The 22898-nt window shown below is 40.1% G+C and carries 21 protein-coding genes; 6 read left to right on the forward strand and 15 right to left on the reverse strand.

Translation table 11 applies throughout. The annotated features are described in order from the left end of the window. Positions 1-162: 162 nt before the first annotated feature. From H6G76_RS30155 to H6G76_RS30165, 3 genes are all read right to left on the reverse strand, one after another. Positions 163-696 carry a hypothetical protein gene (locus H6G76_RS30155; protein WP_190709213.1) on the reverse strand — a complete coding sequence of 178 codons (534 nt, stop codon included), beginning with the start codon at positions 694-696 and terminating at the stop codon, positions 163-165. 228 nt (positions 697-924) lie between these two features. After that, positions 925-1560 (reverse strand): hypothetical protein, encoded by a 636-nt coding sequence (locus H6G76_RS30160; protein WP_190709215.1) that lies wholly within the window; start codon positions 1558-1560, stop codon positions 925-927. Positions 1561-1569: 9 nt separating this feature from the next. Continuing rightward, the gene (locus H6G76_RS30165; RefSeq protein WP_190709217.1) at positions 1570-2235 is read right to left on the reverse strand and encodes a DUF1345 domain-containing protein; all 666 of its coding nucleotides are present in this window, start codon (positions 2233-2235) and stop codon (positions 1570-1572) included. A 312-nt stretch (positions 2236-2547) separates the two neighbouring features. Here H6G76_RS30165 and H6G76_RS30170 point away from each other — a divergent pair, with 312 nt between their 5' ends. The 4 genes from H6G76_RS30170 to H6G76_RS30185 all read left to right on the forward strand — a co-directional run bounded on the left by H6G76_RS30170 (position 2548) and on the right by H6G76_RS30185 (position 8329). Beyond that, complete coding sequence (locus tag H6G76_RS30170; RefSeq protein WP_190709219.1) at positions 2548-3273, forward strand: helix-turn-helix domain-containing protein; 726 nt, start codon at positions 2548-2550, stop codon at positions 3271-3273. Next, positions 3167-5890, forward strand: coding sequence for a peptidase domain-containing ABC transporter (locus H6G76_RS30175; RefSeq protein ID WP_190709221.1), 2724 nt, complete (start codon positions 3167-3169; stop codon positions 5888-5890). The genes H6G76_RS30170 and H6G76_RS30175 overlap by 107 nt, the downstream gene beginning before the upstream one ends. Before the next feature lie 73 nt (positions 5891-5963). Continuing rightward, complete coding sequence (locus tag H6G76_RS30180) at positions 5964-7487, forward strand: HlyD family efflux transporter periplasmic adaptor subunit (RefSeq protein ID WP_190709223.1); 1524 nt, start codon at positions 5964-5966, stop codon at positions 7485-7487. Positions 7488-7573: 86 nt separating this feature from the next. Then, complete coding sequence (locus H6G76_RS30185; RefSeq protein WP_190709225.1) at positions 7574-8329, forward strand: peptidylprolyl isomerase; 756 nt, start codon at positions 7574-7576, stop codon at positions 8327-8329. A gap of 165 nt (positions 8330-8494) precedes the next feature. Here the strand turns inward: H6G76_RS30185 and H6G76_RS30190 are convergent, their stop codons facing one another. From H6G76_RS30190 to H6G76_RS30245, 12 genes are all read right to left on the reverse strand, one after another. After that, on the reverse strand, positions 8495-8893 hold the full coding sequence (locus H6G76_RS30190) for a hypothetical protein (RefSeq protein ID WP_190709227.1): 399 nt from the start codon (positions 8891-8893) through the stop codon (positions 8495-8497). A gap of 368 nt (positions 8894-9261) precedes the next feature. Then, a complete protein-coding gene (locus tag H6G76_RS30195) occupies positions 9262-9420 on the reverse strand; it encodes a hypothetical protein (RefSeq protein WP_190709229.1) in 159 nt (52 codons plus the stop codon). A gap of 499 nt (positions 9421-9919) precedes the next feature. Beyond that, entirely contained in the window at positions 9920-10123 is a 204-nt protein-coding gene (locus tag H6G76_RS30200; RefSeq protein WP_190709231.1) for a hypothetical protein, read from the reverse strand. 52 nt (positions 10124-10175) lie between these two features. Continuing rightward, positions 10176-11438, reverse strand: coding sequence for a nif11-class peptide radical SAM maturase 3 (locus tag H6G76_RS30205; protein WP_190709233.1), 1263 nt, complete (start codon positions 11436-11438; stop codon positions 10176-10178). Positions 11439-11510: 72 nt separating this feature from the next. After that, entirely contained in the window at positions 11511-11870 is a 360-nt protein-coding gene (locus H6G76_RS30210; RefSeq protein WP_190709235.1) for a Nif11-like leader peptide family natural product precursor, read from the reverse strand. 9 nt (positions 11871-11879) lie between these two features. Then, positions 11880-12344 carry a nitrogen fixation protein gene (locus H6G76_RS30215; RefSeq protein WP_313934856.1) on the reverse strand — a complete coding sequence of 155 codons (465 nt, stop codon included), beginning with the start codon at positions 12342-12344 and terminating at the stop codon, positions 11880-11882. A gap of 34 nt (positions 12345-12378) precedes the next feature. Next, complete coding sequence (locus tag H6G76_RS30220) at positions 12379-12612, reverse strand: hypothetical protein (RefSeq protein ID WP_190709237.1); 234 nt, start codon at positions 12610-12612, stop codon at positions 12379-12381. Between the two features lie 814 nt (positions 12613-13426). Beyond that, the gene (locus H6G76_RS30225; RefSeq protein WP_190709239.1) at positions 13427-14524 is read right to left on the reverse strand and encodes an ABC transporter ATP-binding protein; all 1098 of its coding nucleotides are present in this window, start codon (positions 14522-14524) and stop codon (positions 13427-13429) included. A gap of 85 nt (positions 14525-14609) precedes the next feature. Further along, positions 14610-15494, reverse strand: a complete 885-nt coding sequence (locus H6G76_RS30230; protein WP_190709241.1) for a carbohydrate ABC transporter permease — start codon at positions 15492-15494, stop codon at positions 14610-14612. A gap of 3 nt (positions 15495-15497) precedes the next feature. Next, entirely contained in the window at positions 15498-16409 is a 912-nt protein-coding gene (locus tag H6G76_RS30235) for a carbohydrate ABC transporter permease (protein ID WP_190709243.1), read from the reverse strand. A 74-nt stretch (positions 16410-16483) separates the two neighbouring features. Further along, positions 16484-17797 carry an ABC transporter substrate-binding protein gene (locus H6G76_RS30240; protein ID WP_190709245.1) on the reverse strand — a complete coding sequence of 438 codons (1314 nt, stop codon included), beginning with the start codon at positions 17795-17797 and terminating at the stop codon, positions 16484-16486. Between the two features lie 612 nt (positions 17798-18409). Further along, the gene (locus H6G76_RS30245; RefSeq protein WP_190709247.1) at positions 18410-20002 is read right to left on the reverse strand and encodes an alkaline phosphatase; all 1593 of its coding nucleotides are present in this window, start codon (positions 20000-20002) and stop codon (positions 18410-18412) included. A gap of 904 nt (positions 20003-20906) precedes the next feature. Between H6G76_RS30245 and H6G76_RS38300 the strand changes: the two genes are divergently transcribed. Both H6G76_RS38300 and H6G76_RS30255 read left to right on the forward strand, forming a co-directional pair. After that, positions 20907-21605: a hypothetical protein gene (locus tag H6G76_RS38300; RefSeq protein ID WP_199337586.1), complete on the forward strand. Its 699-nt coding sequence runs from the start codon at positions 20907-20909 to the stop codon at positions 21603-21605. Positions 21606-22306: 701 nt separating this feature from the next. Continuing rightward, positions 22307-22879 carry a RidA family protein gene (locus H6G76_RS30255; RefSeq protein WP_190709251.1) on the forward strand — a complete coding sequence of 191 codons (573 nt, stop codon included), beginning with the start codon at positions 22307-22309 and terminating at the stop codon, positions 22877-22879. The last annotated feature ends 19 nt before the right edge of the window (positions 22880-22898 follow it).

The raw sequence follows: 22898 nt of genomic DNA on the forward strand, positions 1-22898 counted from the left end.
TTAAATAGAGCTTATTGCGAATAAATGCTCTTTTTCTTTTACCACAAATTGCTACACTCTTTGTAAGATAAGCATTCTAGACCATTTTGTCCCCCCGCAAGGTTTTTGAGTCGCTGTATACCAGCTAAATTTGCCAGACTCCAAGGTTTATGGTTGTTGAACCTAGCGGTATCTAGCAGTTCCATTGAGTATGAAAGTTTCATAAGATTGAAATTGTCCAAATATCGGTCTTCGGATTAATCCTGATGTTTTTTCGGTTGTAAGAACCGCCTGAGTTTGGACAGTAGTTTCTCCATCACCGATAGGTAGGTTAATAGTGGGTAATAAAAAGCTGAATTTAACTATATTTCCTCCAATATCAGGGTTTGGTTTGCTGAGAATGACTGTAATAAGTGTGCCAATATCAGTAGTTAATCTACTAATCTCATCGCCATTGAAACGGACAGAAGTCTTTTGAGTTCTGTAATTAAGCTGTGGAACATCGTTGATTATAGAATATTTAATCTGAGTATCTTTGCCTTTGAGTTCAAACTCATTCGGTCTTTGCACAACAATTGCTTGTGCTTTTTTTGTAGATTTTGGTATTAAAAAAGATATAAGTGATGTTGTGGTTAAACCAGTCACAAAGGTGAGAGCAGTTTGAAGAATTTGACGGCGCTTAGGACTGTTGGAGATGTCTTCTAATTTAGGTTCCATGATTGTGAAATTTCCGAATTGTATAAATTTTCTCTACAATTATCTTAGGAAATTAGAGTAAAAAAGTCACAGGCTAAACTCAGTAAATCGATTTGTTTGGCAATGTTTCCTATGTCTAGCGCGATCGCTACACTGGAGTTAATTGGTTGTTGACAAAGTGGTCATAGTAAGGTTTAGTCTGCTGTGAATTATATCTGAGTTAATGATTCAGGATTTTGCTAGAGTCAATTACTGCTCAAGTGAAATATTAGCCGAGTAAATATGCCATCTACGCTGTTTTGGAGTTGAGCCAGGAACGTTATTAACTCGTCGCAGTTTATAACTACCATTAAATCGTTGCGGAGTCCCATTGGTAGTAACAGCAGTAATAGTAACTGGAATTTCAATATATAGCGAGCCTGCCGCCCCTTCTAGTCTTCCTGGTTTTCCAACCTCTTCATTAACAGATACAGTGTTAGCAAAACCTTGCTTGAATTCCTCAAACGACTGCTTGCTGGCAGATCCATCTCCATCCCAAGCCAAGTAAGCTTGTTGATAGTCTTGGCGGGCGATCGCATCGTAATAATCATGAATAACTTGGACGGCTTGTTGTTCCTGCGATTGGGAATTCGCCGCATTTTGTGTGGGAGAGACAGGCGGGGAAGTTGAAGTGGACGTATCTGAAAGATTGGCTACTTTTGGGTTATTGGCAGATGGTGATTGTGATTTAGCCCAGTTATCGCAAGCAGTGATGGTCATTGCCAGCAGAGCGACTCCAATGGCTGTAAGGTGTTTTTTTACAAAGTTGATTTTTGACAAAGCTATCTCCTGGTAAATCTGCTTTTGTAGTTTGATAACTTTAAGTTCTTCTTTTGTAACACTCAAGTTACTTAATTAGATTAGCGATGCAATAATATTAATACTCATCGCCAAAATACTAGTATTAAAAAAGAAAGACAGCACTCCGTGTATTAAAGCCAAACGTCTCATATAACGTGATCTTGTCTGAATATCTGATACTTGACTCGTCATTCCAATTACAAAAGAAAAATATAAAAAGTCCCAATAATCTGGGTCACGGTCATCTGGGAAATCGAGTCCGCCAGCTGCTTGTTCATGACCGTTGTGGCTAACACTGTGATAGTAACTATGTGCATATTGCAGTGCAAACAGTGTATGCACCAGTAGCCAAGAACTGATAATTGTAGTTATTGAGAGAATAATATGTAACGTTAATAGAATTGGCGAAATACCTTTTTTATCATTGAGCAAAAATCCGATCGCAAAGACGCTGATACAGGCAGCAGTAATGATGAGTGTAAACAAACCCACGCGCCCTTCATATTCATTTTGAGCATAACGCCGCATCTTGTCTGGAGTTGCTTTCACCATCTTTGCCAACGTCATACTTAAGAAACAGCTAGTTCCCACATTCCAGGCACAAAGGATTCGAGGAGCTAGATGTAACCAGCTTGGGATGAACAGCCAAATCAACAAAGAAATTAAGGCAGAAATTAACAGTCGGGGTCGAGCGTCAAAGTTTTTAAACAGGCGTTGCATTTTTGTACGGAAACGGTATCAGGTAGGATTTCTCGACTTGTGTGTACACCGTAGGGTTTAAGGCTGGGACTCAAACCGATGCAGCCGGAAGTACTTCAACCAATAAAAGACAACATCTGGTGGATAATTAAATTTTTTAATTAAAACTCAAAAAATTCCGTAAAAGCTCTTAGGTGTTATGAATTTAATAACTATCTATTTGCTTATTGTCTTTCATAACGTGGTGTTTCCTCCTTTCTTAATTGAGGTGTATACATATAATCTGGGATTTTTTTCAGTAGTTACGCTAAAAATATACAATCTATTTTAAGTATGTCACCATATCAATCAACACCTGAAATTCAAAGATTAGATAATTCAGAAGGTAAGTTTTTAACAACGTTTCAGCGTAAAATGCTGCAAAAAAGTTTACAAGAAGATTTACCGAGGTCGTACCACCAACGGATTCAAATCATGTTGCTGGCAGATCAAGGAAAAACTCAGACTGAAATTTGTGAAATGTTGGGTTGTTGTCCAGCCACAGTCAGGCATTGGACGCATATAGCCCGCGCTGGAATGGCACACCAATGGCAAGATTGTGCAATTGGGCGACCTAAGACAGTAAATGAACAATATTTAGAGCGTTTGCGGGAATTAATTAGTCATAGTCCTCGTGATTATGGTTATTCTTTCCGACGGTGGACAACAAACTGGCTTCAGAAACATCTTACAAAAGAATTTGGTATGGCAGTGAGCGATCGCCATATCAAACGACTGCTCAAACAGATGGGATTGTCCACAAGACCAAAACCCAGCAATGTCGAAGGCAACACCAATGAGAACAAACATAATTCCAAAATCTTAATTGGAGACCTAAAATCGGCAGATATCCCGGATAACGACGAATTTATGCCGATGAACTTTGTCAAATTAGATAAAGATTCAGACATTTATGGTGCAAAATCTATCCGATCCCTTAGTTTCTCTGGAACAATTGAGCCACATTTTGGGGCATTCCCTAACCCCTGCCGAATTCCAGCATTGTCTGGGCCAAGCTAAATTTATCACCCCAAAACTCGGCAAGTTTTGGCAAGGAACAGATGTAGAATCAGGTATTTATATCGTCATCACAGGGAAAGTGAGATTGCTAGATGCAGGAAGTGAGTTAATTGCCACACTGGAGGCTGGGGCTGCATTTGGACAATTTACCTTATTCCCAGATGCAGAGTTTAAGCCTTACGCTGCCAGGGCTTCAGTAAATTTGCATCTCTGCTTTGTATCAGGTGAGGTGTTGTTGCCATTGATGGCTAAGTATCCTCAAATCCGCAAGCATTTGTGGGCTGAGTCTCTTTCTCGTAGTCCAGGATTAATAAACTCCCCGCCGTCGCCGGAACCAGCCCAAAAAACTCTAGTTGATGCAAATATTGTGTCAACCTCTGCGTCAGCAGCGCACCAAAAAAAGATTAGTAAAGCCTATTTTCCTAACCCCACTCAACAAGCTGGGCATTTATGGCAGAAAGTGACAAGGCGCTATCCGTTTTTTGCTCAACAGAGTGGTTCAGATTGTGGTGCAGCTTGTTTGGTGATGGTGTCCCGCTACTGGGGAAAAAACTTTAGTGTCAACCGTTTACGAGATATTGCCAATGTAGACCGCAATGGCGCATCTTTGCGCGGGTTATTATCAGCAGCAGAAAGTCTTGGTTTTGCCGCAAGACCTGTGAAAGGTAGTTTAAAGCAGTTGGCGAAGCAAAAATTGCCTGCTATTGTTCACTGGGAAGGCAAACATTACATCGTTGTCTACGAAATTACTCCTAAACACGTCATCGTCGCTGACCCGGCCATTGGTCAACGCACCCTCAGCCACGCCGAATTTCAAGCCGACTGGACTGGTTATACATTGCTACTGCAACCAACAGCCATGCTGAAGGATGCCAAAGAAACCTCCACACCTTTTTGGCAATTCTTTGAGTTGATGAAGCCTCACTCTTTGGTAATGCTAGAAGTATTAATTGCTTCGATATTTATCCAAATATTTGGACTGATTACTCCCCTATTTACCCAGTTAATTTTAGACCGAGTAGTAGTGCAGCGATCGGAGTTAACCTTAACAGCAGTAGGCTTAGGGCTGTTGATGTTTAATCTTTTCCGCGTGGCGATGACAGGATTACGCCAATATCTGCTCGACCACACAGCCAACCGCATAGACTTAGCACTCATTGTTGGGTTTATTCGCCATACTCTGCGGCTACCCTTAAATTTCTTCGAGTCTCGTTATGTCGGGGATATTATTTCTCGCGTCCAAGAAAACCGCAAAATTCAACGCTTTCTTTCTGGCGAAGCATTATCAATCCTGCTAGATTTATTCACAGTTTTTATCTATGTAGGATTAATGTTTTGGTACAGTTGGAAAATGGCATTGTTGGTGTTGGTAATTATCCCACCTTTTGCTTTGTTAGCCTTGATTGCCACACCTTTTTTGCAAAAGACTTCTAGAGAAATATTTAATGCTGTTGCCAAAGAGAGTAGCTACTTAATCGAAACTTTAACAGGTATACGGACAGTCAAAGCTACAGCAGTAGAACAAACAGTACGTTGGCATTGGGAAGAGTTATTAAACAAAGAGATTAAAACAAATTTCTCTGGGCAAATTATCAGCAATCGCTTGCAAATTTTTAGTAACACAATTCAAGCAATAGTCACTACTGCATTACTGTGGTTTGGAGCGCATTTAGTAATTAACAATCAACTAACTATTGGGCAATTAGTTGCATTTAATATGCTACTGGGCAGTATTATTACGCCCTTCCAACGTTTAACAGTCTTGTGGAATCAATTGCAGGAAGTAGTCATTGCCGTAGAAAGGATTAATGATGTATTAGATGCTGAACCAGAGGAAGACTTACAACATCAAACACGGCAAAATTTACCGCAATTTCAAGGTCAGATTCGCTTTGATCATGTTACCTTTCGCTATCGCCCAGAAAGCGATGTCAATATTTTAGAAAATCTCAGTTTTGAAGTGAAGCCTGGACAAATGGTAGCGTTAGTAGGACGTAGTGGTTCAGGAAAAACTACTATTTCTAAACTAGTGTTGGGGTTGTATCCTGCTACCGACGGTAAAGTATTAATTGACGGCCAAGATATTAATAGTCTTTCCCTACGTTCCTTTCGCCAAAAGGTTGGGGTAGTTGATCAAGATACTTTTTTATTTGGTGGCACAATTCGAGAAAATATCAGCTTAGGGCATCCAGGTGCAACATTAACAGAGGTAATTGAAGCTGCAAAACTAGCAGGGGCAGATGAATTTATTACAAAATTACCAATGGGGTATGAAACTCAAATAGGGGAAGGTGGGGGGTTGTTATCTGGTGGACAACGACAGCGCATAGCTATTGCTAGAGCCTTATTAGGAAATCCGCAACTGTTGATTTTAGATGAAGCAACTTCCCATTTGGATACAGAGTCAGAAAGGATTATTCAGAAAAATTTTAATACAATTCTCAAGGGAAGAAGTAGTTTGATAATTGCCCATCGTCTTTCTACAGTGCGGAATGCTGATTTGATTTTGGTGTTAGATAAGGGTGTGTTGATTGAAAGTGGAACTCATGCAGAATTAATGGCAAAACGCGGGCATTATTTCTATCTAAATCAACAGCAGGCTGATGTTACTGGATAAAAATTAGGGTCGGGATATTCCTGACTCTGAAAACTCCCTGAACCCTTAAATTTTAACAAAAGCATCAAAAAATATGGCAAGTGTATGGAATGGAAGAGTAACAAAATCACTATCTGAAGCTCCACTACATCAAGAAGTATCATTGCAACCAACCCAGGAAATAAAGACTGATGACTGGTCAGAAATAACCAAAGAATCACTTGATAGTTTGCCCCAGGTTTGGACTAGGGGATTGTTATATTTTTTAGTCATATTTGTCTCTATATTTTTACCTTGGGCAATACTATTTAAAGTTGATGAGACGGGTACAGCTAGAGGACGAACAGAACCTAAAGATAAGACAATTAAACTGGATGCTGCTGTAGCTGGTACTGTTGCTGAAATTCGAGTTAAAGAGGGTGATTTTGTTAAGGCAGGACAGACATTATTACTGTTAGAATCGGAATTAATCAAAGCGGAATTACGTCAGGCTCAAGATAAGCTAGAGGGGCAATTAAATCGACTTTCTCAATTAAACTCATCCAAAAATCAGTTGATAATATCTTTAACAACCCAACAGCAACAAAATCAATCGCAACAGTTAGAAAAACAAACTCAAGTTGACCAAGCACAACAGAATGTTATGACGTTGAATAATGCCTATGAATTACAAAAAGAAGAAAGATTATCTCAAGTCAATCAGGCACAACAAACTTTAGAAAATAGTCTAAACACTAGCAAATTAGTTGAGAGTAGTTTGGCCAGTAGTCAGAGAGAAGTGCAACGCTATAGCAAACTAAATAAAGAAGGTGTTATTCCAGAAATTAATCTTGTAGAAAAGCAAGATATCGCTAAAGAAAAACAAAAATTGTATGAACAAACTAAGTCAGATATTGAACAGGCTAAATTGCGACTGCAAGAACAAAAAAGTAGTTATGAGCGAAATATTCGCCAAGCTAATGCTGATATTGAACAGGCGAAGTTGCGGCTAAAAGAACAACAAAGAGGTTATCAAACTTTAACTCGTTCCGGTGAGCTAGCTGTGCTAAAAATTACCGAACAACAGAAAAATTTAGAAACAGATATTACTGCTCTCAAATCAGATATTGCTCAAACTAAGAGTCAGATTGATTCCTTGAAATTTCAACTAGGACAAAGAGAATTAAAAGCACCTGTCAGTGGTACATTGTTTCAATTACCCATTCAAAAAGCCGGGTCTGTTGTCCAATTAGGCACAATGGTTGCAGAAATCGCCTCGATAAATTCGCCTTTAATAATTCGAGCGCAAATGGCGACTACTGAAAGCGGTTCTTTACAAATAGGATTGCCAGTAAAGCTAAAATTTGATGCCTATCCGTTTCAAGATTATGGAGTCGTGTCTGGACAGTTAATCAAAATTTCTCCTAATACCGTAGAGGTAGATAGTCCTAATGGTAAGGTAGCAGCTTACAACTTAGAAATTGCACTTAATAAAGATTGCATTCCCTCTGGTGATAAGTGTATTCCTTTACGTCCAGGCGATACGGCTACAGCTGAAGTGATTGTGCGTCAGCGTCGGATTATTGATTTTATACTTGATCCTTTTAAGAAATTGCAGCAGGGAGGAGTGAAATTGTAGAAAATATCATTGTCTTTCTGACCTTTAATATCTTCTATATTGCATTTCAGGGTTTGATTTAATTAACAAATTTTAGGAGAAATTTTATGTTACAATCTATCATTATTAGCAACGAAGATATTCTTCATCAAGTTAAGATATCTTGTAAAACTCCTGAAATAATTGAACAAATTGTTCGCCGTAAGGTACTGATAGCTGCTGCTGAAGAAGCGGGAATTACAGTAGAAGTTGAAGAACTTCAAAAAGCAGCAGACCAAATACGGTTAGTAAATAAACTAGATAGTGCTGAAAATACCTGGAAATGGTTAGAAAAATATAATTTATCTATCAGTGATTTTGAAGAAATAGCTCACATCAGTCTCATTTCTAAAAAGTTAGCTAGTTATCTTTTTGCTGATAAAGTTGAACCCTATTTCTTTGACAACCAACTAAATTATGTTGGCGTGGTCATGTATGAAATTATTTTAGATGATGAAGATTTAGCTTTAGAGCTATTCTATGCGATTAAGGAAGGTGAGATGAGTTTTTATGATGTTGCTCACAAATATATTCAGGATGTAGAATTGCGCCGCAAAGGTGGATATTTGGGTATGGTACGCCGCAAAGATTTAAAACCAGAGATTTCTACTGCTGTTTTTTCTGCTAAACCCCCGCAGCTTCTCAAGCCTGTTGTATCTTCTCAGGGAATACATCTAATTTTGGTAGAGGAAATTATTCAAGCTGAATTAAATGAGAAGCTCCGGTCTAACATTTTGTTAGATTTATTTGCAGAATGGACAAAAAAACAAATTGAACAAGTTGAAATTGTGAGTAATTTTGAATTCAGCATACAAGCTGTTTAGTATAGTAGGAGGCAGAGGGCAGGAGGCATGAGGTAAAAGTATTACTATTCCTCGCCTTCACGCTTTTAATATGTTACCTGCCTTTTTTACTGTTGCCTATTGCCTGAATACACAAGTATGTTAATTAATCAAACCGGATTCCTATATATTTGCTGAAATTTCTTATTAAATATAAGTGCCGTCTAGCAAGTTCAGCTTTTCCTCTGATATTTTTAGCCTCAGAAACAAAGCCAACTTCTCTGCAATTTCTCCATCTTCACGTAATAAAGAAAGTTTAATCTGCCCAGCCTCTTGCTTCGGAAGGTTGCCCAGACTGCTCAACTTTTGTGTTCTGATGATTAAAGATATCTTGAACCAACCTTTATTAAGGGTAACGGAGACAATCTCGCTGATAGGAATTCTAATCTCCTTTACACCCGACTTAAGCAGACCTACTAAGCTGTCTCTAATCACAAATTCTAATATTAAAGTATTATCCTCGATTCGTATTATCCCTTGAGCTTCTGCAAATCCTGCATAAATATCTGGAATCACGAAAGGCAGAGTTATAAGTGGTTGTATCATTTTTTAGATAAAAATCATTGTTTACATTTTATAGCAGTGGACAGGTAACAGGTGACGGAGCTAAAAGTCTTTTGCTGTCTAAATTGTATCCTTGTACCAGTGTCCTAACTACCTTGGCTGTTGCTATAAAATAAAAATTTTACTAATTATGAGTAGGATGAATAATAAATTTAAATAAAATTAAGAATAAATTCAACCAAGACGAAACAATAATGTTTAATTTTTTAAATAAAATTTTGAGTATTTGAAAACAAGTTTTGGTATTGCTATATATGCTAATTTAGCCTCTGATTTTCATGTAATTAAGTTCCTGAGACTATAAATTTAGTCTCAGGAATGAGCAAATTTTCAATTAGGAAAACTTATTTTTATAAGTGATGATGGAGAACTTCTGATGCAAGTGCGCCTACAGCAATACCAAGCAATAGTGGCAAAATTCCTCCCTGGATGTCAAGTTCCCCGTCAGATATGTCGTTCATATAATTTTCATTCTCTAAACACAGATCATTAATCTTGATAGTAGCCATTTGGAAATATCCTCCTAAACGAATTTATGTTATTTGGAATTAGGTTTAAAATTTCCTTATTCCATGACTATAATCTAATACATAGTTCATTATAATTTCAAGTAAAAATCAATAAAAAATGTGCCAATAAAGCTACATTTGAATCATTTTTAATATCAAAAAATTTTGGTAAAAATCTAAAATATTTTATTAGTTTCTGTTAGAATTAAAAACTTTATATTTAATAGAGAATTAACTAAGTAAGTCGGTGAGAAAAAACCTAACTATGTTACGAAAGATTAATTAAGCTAAAAGCCTCTTCTCTTCTGCCTTCTGCCTCTTGCCTCCTGCCTTATCCTGACGATAAATATTCACGACGACCTACTTAAAACATTTTTGTCATTTTTATTTTCCATCATAAAAATTACAAAAAATCAACCCAAGATTTATCTTAGGTTGAAAAGTGATAAGTATGAAATTTAAAGTTGTTGACTGCTGTATATTTTATAGCTAATTATCTTTAATTTCTCAATATACCTGCTTCTTTCTCTATTCGGTCTAAAGCCTTCTTAGCTCTAAACAAAACTCGTAAATAAGCTATCTGACTATTCCAAGCAGAGCGAGGTAAAACAGGTGATAAAGAGTCTATCTGAACCTCATTATCATTAATAGTACTATTATCGGAAACTAGAGTATTTTCTGGAGAGGTAGAACTAGTAGTCATAATATTATGCGATGAACATGAATTTTTATCAGCACAAGAATCTCTTTATTTCTTAAAGGCTGGAACTAACTAAAAATGCTACTGGCTGGTGTTCGTCCTCCCAACCTTGTGGCCATTGAATATGGTCAGTTGTAAAATGAAGTGGATCGTTTTCTGGCCAAGGAGCAACCAGGGTTTCTTCAATCAGAGCAAACTCGCCATTATCAAAAGGCTTTCCTTCTGCCCGATGCTTGAGAAACACTCTTTCTCTAATACCACGTTCTGCTTGAGTCAACGCGCGATGATGACAGTAAGGATTATTCCCTCGCTTGTCAAAGAAGACATGAGCAGTCCAACTACAACCACCACGACAGAGTTCAGCAAATTCGCAAGTCTTACAGAAACCCCACAAGTGTTCAGTTCCTTTTGCAGTACCAGCACCAAGATTAAACCGCAGTTCTTCTGTTTCTTCAATAATTGTCCGCAGTGAATAGTCGCGGATATTACCTCCAGTGTATGCTGAAGTGGGCAGTGAGGGGCAACCTTTAATTGCACCATCCGCTTCAATACCTAATGTAGAGAGTCCGGCGTTGCATCCTTGCCAAAATGACCAAGCAGTCCCTCCACGCAAAAATCGTTCATAGGGGCCGAAGTAGCCAATATTATTTCCGGGTTGCAACTGTACACCTTCTTGTTTGGCTCGTTGAGCCACTCGTGCAATCATCGGATAAATATCTAATAATTCATAAGGTTGCAGCAGAATTTCGCTGTTATCGGCAGCATTACCCATTGGTACAGTCAATTGGATTTGCCAAGCAAATATACCTGCATCGCGGATATGTTCATAGATGCTAGGGAATTCTGGCGCGGAAAGACGATTAATTTGCGTATTGCAACCAAAGGGGATGCCTACTTGCTTTAGGTGACTCATGGTTTTAAATGCCCATTGCCATGAACCTTGTCTTCCCCGAAGCTTGTCGTGGGTTGCTTCTAAGCCATCAACTGAGACAGAAACTACCTTGATTCCAGCATCTTTCATGCGGCGTGCTGTCTCTAAGGTAATACCATAGCCTCCTGTAGTCATACCGCAGTGCATCCCAGCTTGATTAATAGCTGCGGCAATTTCTAACCAATCTGGACGCAAAAAAGCTTCACCACCAATTAGAGTAACTTCAGTGATGCCGACATCTGCCATTTGTTTGACTAAATCTAGGGCTTCTACTGTTGAAAGTTCTTTTGCTCTTGTATGGCCTGCACGCGAACCGCAATGTTGACAAGCAAGATTACATTTTAATGTGATTTCCCAAACAGCATAGCTAATTCTGCGATCGCTCATGAAATATAACCTCTTTTCAACTTATGAAACAGGGACGGGTTCTGCTTTTCCGTCCCAGAGACTAAAATTTGTCTAGGCTTGTTCGTTAAGTACAACCCCGTACAAAGGTTGAGGTCGAGGAGGACATTCTAAAGGAGGCCAAATAATCACCCCATACAACGGCTGAATACGAATTTTTTCAACTAATGATGAAGCACCACCAAAGACTGCTTCTAATTCTTGTTCATCTAAATCTTTGAGTTCACCCTCATCATCAACTGACCCTAATAATTGAGTTGTATATTCTTCAAACTCTGCTGGGGTAAAATCAAAACCAAATGCTTTTACCAGTTGGCTACATTCATCTTTGCTTTTAACTTGTTGCATTTGATTGCGGAAACTTTCATCATTAGCCAGTCTTATATAAAAATCTTTGACATTTTCAACAGCCATAGTTTTCTCCTAAAAACTAGTTACTTCAGTTAATGCAACTTCTTGCATTAGTTCCGATGAGTTGTAATTGTCAGTGATAATTTGTGGACAACGCATACAAGCCGCCTTACCTTCTTGTTGCCACCAACGACAATCTCTGCGTATAGAACAAGCAGGAAGTTCTGTGACTACAGTTGGTAATTTTTCTGCAACTCTTGTTGCTAAACGGCAATTCTGACCGTCAAAATGTTGACATTTTTTGGTTGCACAGGGTGCGGCAGTACGAAAGATTTCTGTTGGGGTTACAGGACTAGCTTTCTCTAATAGCTCATCTGTAACAGGCAGTGGCTGTTTAAGATATGCTACACGAGGTTCTGTTACCGTTCCACTAATTAAACCGAAGACAATACTATCCTCTAATTCTGGTCTAGCACTTGGGCAAAGTGTGCTTTTATTCGCCGCAACATCTTCTTCTATCAATTGAGCCTCCAGCACAAAATATATTTTATTTACACTTGAAGGCTCAGGATTAAGCTAAGGGCAACTGATGGTCTATTAAAATTATCCCCATTATAATCGGCGGACAAATAGGTTTGAATGTAATCAGACCGCCTACAACACCAGAGGCTTCTTCATCGGATAATCCTAACAAAGCATCTTCTTGTAGAGATTGGTTACGTCTAATAACTGCATTCTCTACTGCTTCTGAAATTAGGTCTGTAATTTCAATTTGGGTGTTGTACTTTGTTTGTTTTGAATTCATGGTGCTTTCCTCTTAATATTTTATTTGAGTTATGATGAATCGTTGAACGACTTAATTTCATAACTTATCTTTATATTTTAGTTAAGAGTAAAATTATTTATTTAAATATTCAAATTTTATATTGCATATAATTGAAACTGTTATGTCCCTAATTAGAAAGACTTATCCACAATAACTCATTTCTAAATTTCTAATTTATGCCTGTACTAGTGCTAAATACACCGTTGTATATTTGATTTTTAAGAATAACTTGAGCTTTCGGTGATATTCGGGTAAGAAGTTTTTCTTGAAGGAAAGTATTCAGAGAAATTGTGTAGATTCATTACAGATTTTTTCTTACATTTTACAGAAAATGAATCTTTTATGTCATATTTTTATTCAAATATAGGAATCAGGTTTGATTACTGAACATACTTGTGTAGTCAGGCAATAAGCAACCCAAAAGAAACCAAGTAACAATGTACTGATTTTTTTCAAAAATCAAATACTAGTCCTATAGCTTGAAATGATTAATTAGTTAAGAAATTTCGGTACTGCCGCAGTACATTTCCCGGATTTACCACAAGTGTAAAAAAACATTAAGATGAGTAAAATAGCTCTAGTAAGACTTTCCTAATTTCCATCTGTTGCCTCATTTTAGAGTTGGTATAAATTAGAGTTTTGGGCTTTCAAAACTAACAGCATCATCAGGGTTTCAACTTATGCCGAACTCAGGTTAGATAAGTATTTTACTTGAGTTTACAAATTAGCTCTAAGTATTGGAGGAGTTTTTTGGTGTTTTACAATCACTGCTTGCGGCAATTGATTTCACACTTCATACTTTCCCTACCATTTGCCTCTGAACAACAGCATGACCAGATTGAACGTCAAACCAGTGAATATCTTCAGGAGGCAATGCCAGTGTAATATCCTCACCGTTCCAGTTTTGGTCTGTTGCTAACAAAGCACGTACTGTAATTCCTGCGGTTTGTGAACCTTCAACCCTCACACTGACCAAATAGTGCATACCCAAGTTTTCTACTAAAAATACTCGCCCTCGGATAGTCTGAGTATCCCCTGGTTGAGCAATACGAACATTTTCAGGGCGGATTCCTAAGACAATCTGCGGTGGTAAGGTTGGTAAATCTGGCAGAAGTACTTGGAAATTACCTAGTACTGCGTGTCGTCCTTGGCAAGGTAGAGTGAGCAAGTTCATTTGCGGACTACCAACAAACCCAGCCACAAATAAATTAGCTGGATGGTTATATATGCGGTCAGGTGAATCAAGTTGTTGGACGTAGCCATCGTTGAGTAATGCAACTTTTGTGGAGAGTGTCATCGCTTCTGTTTGGTCGTGGGTGACGTACACAACTGGCACTTTTTGGGCGGCAAAAATTTGCTTGAGGTCGGCTCGAACTCGTTCTCGCAGTAGTGCATCCAGGTTACTTAACGGTTCATCTAACAGATACACATCGGCATTACGCACTAAAGCACGACCGACTGCAACCCTCTGCCTTTGACCACCAGACATTTGACCTGGCTTGCGGTTCATTAACTCGCCTAATCCTAAAACTTCTGAAACTTCCGCAACTCGCTGTTTAATTTCTGCTGGTGGTACTTTTTTCAGCTTCAGTCCAGAGGCGAGGTTATCGTAGACTGTCATGTGGGGATAAAGTGCATAGCTTTGGAATACCATTGCAATATTGCGATCGCTTGCGCGTTTATAGGTAACATCTATGTCCCCAATCTTGATTTGACCGTGAGTAGGTTCTTCAAGACCCGCAATCATTCGTAAGACGGTAGACTTACCACAGCCAGAAGGCCCAAGCAATGTGAGAAACTCATCGTTATTTACAGTTAAGCTTACGTCTTTAACAGGAACAACTTTAGGACTAAAGGTTTTATTTAAGTTTTTGAGTTCAAGTTTAGCCATAATTATGAAGTATGAAGTATGAATGTTTTTCAAGAGGCTAGAGACTAGAAAAATGTACTTTATCCAGATGAAAAATGCTGTATCATTAGCCTTTTACAGCACCAGCAGTAAGACCTTGGACAATTCGGCGTTGGAAAAACAAAACTAGTAAAATTAAAGGTAAAGTCCCCACAACAGTTGCAGCCGCAATCGGGCCGTAGGGAATTTCATATACTGTCGCACCACCTAATTGAGCAGCAGCCACAGGTATTGTTTTCAACTCTTCACGGGTCATAAATGTGAGAGCGAAAATAAACTCATTCCAAGCAAAAATAAATGTGAGAATTCCCGTTGTCACCAAGGCGGGAAGAGTCATAGGTAGAACGATTTGCCACAGTAATTGAAAAGTATTGTAGCCATCGACCCTAGCAGAATCTTCTAAATCTTTTGGTAATTGTTGAAAGAAACTTCTCAGCACCAAAATTGTCAACGGCAAATTAATTGCAGTGTAGGGGATAATCAGCGACAGATAATTGTTGCCTAATCTCAATGCTTGGATAATTTCTAACAGTCCCAAAAATAAGAGAATTCCCGGAAATAAGGTGACGATCAGCACACCTGCGAGGATAACTTTTTCACCCCAAGGGCGTAACCGCGCCAAAGCATAAGCAGCAGGTGCGCCGATCGCTAGTGCAACAGCTGTAGAAGTAATCGACACTAAGGCACTGTTGAAAATATACCGCCAAAATGGACGACGGGTAAATAATTCAATGTAGTGATTGAAAGTAAATCGCGTTGGGAAGTACACCGTAGGAACTGCGGCTATATCTTCATTTACTTTAAACGAGGTCAACAATTGCCATAGGGCGGGTGCGAGGCTGAATAGGACTACGAATGCAACTATGATGGGCAGTAAGATTTTTTTAAGAGAAAACTTAGTCCCGCCTGTTTGTCTTGGAGTCGTGGGCATTTCTTGGGGAATTATACTCATAGATTAGATGGCTCCTGATGTTTTGGCACGATATTTGTTGAGCAAGAAACTAGCGATCGCCACCGCAGCAATTAATATTAAAAATGTCACCACTACTAAGGCTGCTCCATAACCAAAATCTAAGTAGCGCATCACCGTAGAGTAAATATACAATGACACCACTTCTGTAGCACCACCAGGGCCACCCCCAGTCATCACAGCAATTAAGTCAAAAATCCCAAAAGCTTGAGCGAACCGAAAGAGCATCGCAATTAAGATTTGTGGCAGTAGCAACGGCAAGGTAATATTGCGAAAGCTTTGCCAAGCGGTTGCGCCATCCACTGAGTAAGCTTCGTAGAGGTCTTTTGATATCGACTGCAACCCAGCCAGCAGCAAAATACTAATAAATGGCGTAGTTTTCCAAACATCAGCAAAAACTATTGCGACCATAGCCAGTGTTGGATCTCCTAACCAGTTAATTCCAGTAGTAATCAACCCCAACCGCCGCAAAATATCGTTGACAACTCCAAACTGGTCGTTAAAAATCCACGCCCAAGCCAAACCAATCAAAGCTGTAGGCAAAGCCCAAGGTATAATCGCCGTTGTTCGCACTAAGCCCCGACCAAAAAACGCCTGATTGAGAACTAAGGCAATTCCCAGCCCTAGCAGTAGTTCTGTAATCACCGATGCTGTGGTGAACACCGCAGTCGTCGATAAACTCTGCCAAAAACGACCATCTCCCGCCATCCGCACATAATTTTCAAAACCAGAGAATACAGGTTGTAACTCTGTTCCCAGATTTCTAGTAAATACACTTAACCAAAATGCCCGTAAAATCGGGTAGGCAAACACAAACAACAGCAGCAGTAATGCTGGTGTTAATAATATCCAGGCTGTTCGTTGTTCTCGACTTCGCAATGATTGTGAGTTTGTCATTTGTCAATGGTCAATAGTCAATAGTCAATGGTCAATGGTCATTAGTCATAAGATATTAAGTATTTCCCTAGCCCCTAACCTCTAGCCCCTAACAAGCGTCGCGTTTCCGCAGCCGCAGCTTGCATTGCTTTTTCAGGATTCATGCGACCGGATAAGGCGGCACTGAGATAACGCTGTAAAATATCTGATGTCTGGGCATATTGAGCGATGGGGGGACGCAAAACGGCATTATCCACAACCTCTAGTAACAGTGGATAGTGGGGATATTTAGCAACAATCTCTGGGTCTGTAAACAGATTCCGGCGACTGGGTACATAACCTGCGTTCAAAATAAATCTGCGCTGTGCCTTTTCACTGGTAAAGTACTGAATTGCTTTCCAAGCTTCTTCGGGATGGGGAGAAGATTTAGAAATTCCTAAACCCCAGCCTCCTAGACAAGCTGCTCCCGTATGACCAGGAGCGTGAACCATCGGTTGAATCCCAACTTTGCCCCGAATTGGGGAATTTTCTGCTTGGGCTAAAGGCCATGCATAGGGCCAACTGCGTAAAAACGCTACTTGTCCACTTTGAAACAAGCGTCTGGTGTCTTCTTCTTGGTAGGTTGTGACTCCCGGAGGAGAAACGCCTTGGCTAACTGTACTCCGCAGAAACTCAATCGCTTTTAATGTTTCTGGTCGGTCTAGTCCAACTTCGAGGGTGTCGGGATTCACCCAAAAGCCACCAAAGCCATCGAGAACTTCGGCAAACATGGCTACGAGTCCTTCATATTGGCGACCCTGCCAAACGTAGCCCCAATTTACGGCATCTTTCTTCTTTAAGGTTTGAGAGATTCGTATCAAATCATCAAAGGTTTCTGGTGGTTTTAATCCGGCTTGTTTGATTAAATCTTCTCGGTAGTAGAGCATTCCCGCATCAGAACGCATAGGAATTCTGTACAGTTTGTCTTGATAAAGCCCCCCTTCTACATCCTTGGGCGAAAATGCTGCTAATTCTTCTTTAGAAATGCGATTATCTAGAGGTAGCAACCATCCAGCAGCAGCAAACTTAGATGTCCAGATAATATCCATATTGATCAAGTCATAAGGAGATTCACCCAAAATAAAAGATGAAGTATACAGGTCTTCCAGCAAATTTGTGGCATTCGGCCCTTCAACCAAGTTCAGGCGAATACCTGGGTTATCAGCCTCGAAATCTTTAATTAAACCCTGTCTCCAAGGTTGAGCATCCGGGGCAGTAATTAACATATTCAGGGTAACTGGTCGTTGTGAGAGTGCTACCCAACTAAACAATATGATGCTTAAGAGAGTTGCCAGAAAAATCCCTATATGTATAGAGCTTTGTTTTTGGATAAATTTTTGCAGCTTTGTAATTGGCTTTTGGTACAACATTCGTTAGCAATAATAAATAATAGGAAATCAAAACATGAACTACCTAAAAAAGATTACTTTTTGTTACTTATTAGCAAAAATGCTTAAACATTAATCAAAAACTCAAAATTAAACTGATTAGAAGTAACCAGCCTTATTGTAAATAAGCATAAACTTTTGCTAAGATATGGAAATATAAAGCAGCCTATTCAAAAATAAAAACTGTTGAGTTAGACAGTTAATAGTTGCTGTTATAGATGGTAAATTAATTTCTTTTTAATTAACTAAACAACTTTCTAAAGATAGAAAAAGCAGCCTTGAAATGTAAAAAAGGCTGGCGTTTGTAGCCAGCCTAATCTCAAAAGTATTGTTAAAACTCACATAGGTAGTTGCCAGAGCTTACACGCCAAGTTTAATGTTTGAGATTGACTTAAAGAGTGTTGCTCTCTTACACCCTAAACCCCACCTGAGTTCGACAGAGCTAAAAAACCCCTCTCCAAACCTCTCCCCTGCAAGGAGAGAGGCTTCAAAACCTTTATTTTGTGTTGAGTTTTAAACATATTTAAGCCCCTCTCCGCGTCGGAGAGGGGTTGGGGTGAGGTTCATCGAACTCACGTTAAACCCCTGGTTGTGTTACACACGCTGCACTCTACCTTGATTTGGTAACTCAAACGAGACTGTTGTTGCAATTGGGGCATTTGGGTCAGACACAGTAGGCCCAGTCTGTGGAGATGGAGGCAATAATCGATAATCAGTACGCCAACGCTGATGATTTAGATCGCAGACAACATAACCGCGCTGTCTACCATTAAAATATTTGATCCAGGGACTATCAGGTAAAGCCTGCTCAATTCTGTCGCTAGCACCAAAGCCTGAGCTAATTGATGTGCCGACAAACTCCGTACCAACTACGGCAGAAGTGGGCTTATCGTAATCAGCTTTCAAGTCGCTTACCCAACTAGAGTGTGTATCACCAGAAATGACAACGGGGTTAGCTGGCTGGCGTGTAGCTAAAAAGTTAAGAATCCGGCTACGCGCAGCTACATAGCCATCCCAAGCATCAACATTAAAGGCAGTCTCTGGCCCTGCTGTCCAGTCGTGCTGAGTAAAGACAAGCTGTTGAGCAATTACATTCCAGCGTGCTGTGGAACGTTCTAAATTGCGGAATAACCACTGCTCTTGTTCACTACCAGTCAAGGTAGCATTCGGATTCAAAGCCTGTGGACAGCGTGGTTCAATAGTATCATTACAAGGCTGATCACTACGGTATTGACGAGTATCGAGAACATTAAATTCCACCAAGTTACCGAAGTTTAAACGTCGATACAGCTGCATATCAATGCCTCTAGGTCTGGAAAATTCCCTTAGTGGCATATGTTCAAAGTATGCTTGGAAAGCAGCAGCCCGACGAGCTAGAAAAGCTTGGCGTGATTGTTTGTCTGGGTCTTGAGGAATCTCATCTGCCCAATTATTGTCAACTTCGTGGTCATCCCAAGTGACTAGCCAAGGGAATGCAGCATGGGTCGCTTGCAGGTTGGGGTCTGTTTTGTACTGGGCATGACGATTGCGGTACTCTTCTAGTGTGACTGGTTCTCTATCACCTTCATGAGGTCGGAGGGCTGTTGCTCCCCGCGCTCCTTCGTAAATATAGTCACCGAGATGAATTACTAAGTCTAAATCTTCTTGAGCCATGTTTTTATAGGCTGCAAAGTACCCTTGCTCCCAGTTTTGACAAGAAGCAAAGGCGAAACGGAAGCGATTTACACGCGCGCGTGCTGCGGGAGCAGTGCGAGTCCGCCCAATAGGACTAACTTCATTACCTACCCGAAACCGATACCAATACCATCGAGAAGGTTGTAGTCCTTGGACTTCTACATGAACAGAGTGTCCAAATTCTGGGATAGCAATTTTTGTACCACTTTGAACAACTTGCCGCATCTTTTCGTCAGTAGCAATCTGCCACTGAACTGGAATATTATATGCTGGCATTCCACCACCATTAAGTGGATCGGGTGCTAAACGTGTCCATAAAACTACATTATCTGGCAATGGTTCGCCAGAGGCGACACCTAAGCTAAAGGGATAATTAGAGAATTTAGGCTGGGCGAGTACTTTTTTAGGCCATTGACTAGCAATGACTAAACCTGTTAAGCCTCCAGCCCCAATCAAAACTTCGCGCCTCCTGTAACGACTTGATAGCAAGCGATCAAAGTTTAATCTTTGCATAAACTCTTTCCCTTCATGTTGTATTTGGCACATGGGGAAATATAACAGTGTAACTTTAATATTTCTTTGCACTTAGATTAAGTATTGATTATTTTTACAATAAATCAATATTTATTTCTAAATCAAAATATGTATTTTTATGTTCAATATAAAACGTAGTTACTAATAAAATTACAAGTATTTTAAACCAACCTTTTTCTTTAGATTTTCTTTAACTTATCCTACTATCGTAAATTTACTGAGACTGTTAACATACAGTTAAAAGCAACTCAAAACTAGCATTTAGGGAACTAGTATATTTACAGTGCTAGCTTAAATGGCATAAAAGCAAATTTGTAACTAAAAAAATATTTTTAGCAAATTTACAGTACCAACTTAAATAGCATTGTAAAAATTTGTATCTTTAACAATACCTTTGCCCATTTACAAGGTTTGAGCTTTCAATCTTGTCAGCTAAATGCTTATATATGGGTTGTTTTGTCATATTTGTCAAAAATTTTTTAGGTTATTAATTTTGGTAAAGGTATTGAAAGATAAAAGCTTTTATCTTTAAGATTCCAATTTTTTAACAAGTCTGTTCTGTCTGAGTCGCCAGATTGCGGATAAATGAATTCAAAATCTAAGCGGCGCAACTGCAAAGTGAGTTTATTCACTAACATTAGAGGTTGTTATGACTTGGATTAAACGACGTAATTTTTTACAATTTACTGGCTCTGCTTTAGCAAGTTTAGGTATCAGTCAGCTAGACATTTTACGACAAGATAATAACTACGGTAGAGTTTTAGCTCAAACTGGAAAGTGGTCGGGATGGGAGAGCCTTGGCGGGGGACTCTCCTCAGGGCCAGCCGTCGCCTCGTGGGGTTACAACCGCCTCGACTGTTTTGTCCGCGGAACTGACAACGCCATGTGGCACAAGTGGTGGAACGGCTCGCAATGGAGTGGCTGGGAGAGTCTCGGCGGGGTGATCACCTCCGACCCCGATGCCGTCTCTTGGGGTTACAACCGTATCGACTGCTTTGCACGCGGAACCGACAACGCTATGTGGCACAAGTGGTGGGACGGCTCGCAATGGAGTGGCTGGGAGAGCCTGGGCGGGGGACTTTCCTCAGGGCCAGCCGTCGCCTCGTGGTCAGAAAACCGCCTCGACTGCTTTGTGCGCGGAACCGACAGGGCAATGTGGCACAAGTGGTGGGACGGTTCGCAATGGAGTGGCTGGGAGAGTCTCGGCGGAGTGATCACCTCCGACCCGGCTGCCGTCTCCTGGGGTTACAACCGTATCGACTGCTTTGCACGCGGAACCGACAACGCCATGTGGCACAAGTGGTGGGACGGCTCGCAATGGAGTGGCTGGGAGAGCTTGGGTGGAGTACTTTCCTCAGGGCCAGCAGTCGCCTCGTGGTCAGAAAACCGCCTCGACTGCTTTGTGCGCGGAACCGACAGGGCAATGTGGCACAAGTGGTGGAACGGCTCGCAATGGAGTGGCTGGGAGAGTCTCGGCGGGGTGATCACCTCCGACCCGGCCGCCGTCTCCTGGGGTTACAACCGCATCGACTGTTTTGCACGCGGTACTGACAATGCGCTGTGGCATAAGTGGTGGGGATAAACTGGGAGCGTAAAAAGTCGATGTGATATTGTTGCATTCATACGCTATGCTGCTCGGCAGCACCAGTCCTTATATTCAAAAGCAATAAAGGCACTATAGCCTGCACCATGCAATTTTTTGCTCCAATCATACGGATATGTATGCGTATGATTGGAGATTTTATTGTTTGTGATTTTGTAGCAACCACACCCAATACCATTCGGTTAAGGCATCTCTTGATTCTACTGATTTCTATACACCCAACACTACGAAACCGATCTCTACAGACTGCTCTACTATATACAGTTCATTATCAATAAGTATCTAATTTTTTCAAGAGGTTTGTGCCTCCCTAAGCTTTTGCTTAGGCTTGGTTTTGCGATGATTGTCACCCCTGGAATTAAACCAGTTAAGCTTCCAGCTCTCATTAAAACTTGTCGCCGTCTGTAACGACTTGATAGCAAGCGATCGCAGTTTAATCTCTGCATACACCCTTTGTCTTTAAGTTGCACTTTACACATCTGGAAATATCATAACGACACTTTAAAATTTCTTTGCAGTTAGATTAAGCATCGATTATTTTCTCAACAAGCCAGCATTTGCAATTACGTATTATTACTTAATTTTCGTATTAGATAGTGCTTTTTTACTCTTCTGCTTGGATAATAGAATTCAGTATGAGTGAAATAGAAAACTCATATTTATGTAGTTAAGGAGCTTTCATGACTGAACGTATTACCCGTGCTGTAAATTCACTAGCAGCAAAATTACCACGACGAAATGCACTTTTGTGGCTTGGAGGTAGCGGACTAGGTGCTGCTTTTGTGATGGGAACACAAAAGGAAGTGAATGCTCAACAAAGCAAAGAGGTGAAATTGATCAACCCACCAACTTTATATAATGCACCTCGAAATGGCTATAGTCATATAGCTGTTACACCAGCAAAATCAAGAACTGTTTACATCTCTGGCCAATTTGGTTCTGATTTACAAGGTAATCTTGTTTCCGACGACTATGAACAACAGGTAGTACAAGCCTTTCAAAACCTCCGCTTTGCCTTAGCAGCAGTTGGTGCAGAACCACAAGATGTTGTTAAAACTACTGTCTTAATAGTGAATCACACTCAAGATAAATTGATTCCTTTCGGACGTGAAGTTGGGAAATTGTGGGGAAATCAACCACCAGCAAACACTCTGATTCCAGTTCCTAGACTTGCACTTGACGGGATGTTGTTTGAAATTGATGCTTATGTAGCGATTCCAGAAAAAGGTGATGGAGGAATGTTTTCCATATAAATTAGGGAACAGGTTACAA

The sequence above is a fragment of the Nostoc sp. FACHB-152 genome (assembly GCF_014697475.1).
Classification (GTDB): Bacteria; Cyanobacteriota; Cyanobacteriia; order Cyanobacteriales; family Nostocaceae; genus Nostoc_B.